Annotated in this window: 1 protein-coding gene; it reads left to right on the top strand. The window is 33.7% G+C overall.

Going from position 1 to position 258, the window contains the following annotated elements; genetic code table 11:
* Positions 1–258 (top strand): transposase (locus LJE12_RS19860; protein WP_227292439.1); only part of this gene is annotated, 258 nt, incomplete at both ends.

Below are 258 nucleotides of genomic sequence, written 5' to 3'. Positions count from 1 at the left end.
GATTAAAGAAACTTGAAAAACAACTGATCCGGGAACAGAGAAGTCTTTCCCGAAAGTATGAAAATTTAAAGAAAGGAGAGTCCACTCAAAGAGCAAATATACAGAAACAAAGGCTTAAGGTACAAAAACTTCATCATAAAATGGATAATATCCGTACGGATTACATTAACAAGACAATCGCTGAGATAGTGAAAACCAAACCGTCTTACATAACGATTGAAGATTTAAATGTAAAAGGAATGATGAAAAACAGGTGTC

The organism is Blautia sp. DFI.6.71, assembly GCF_020593585.1.
GTDB lineage: Bacteria > Bacillota > Clostridia > Lachnospirales > Lachnospiraceae > Blautia_A > Blautia_A wexlerae.
Note: the sequence above shows the minus strand (reverse complement) of the source record. Positions and strands in the feature narration are given on the sequence as shown.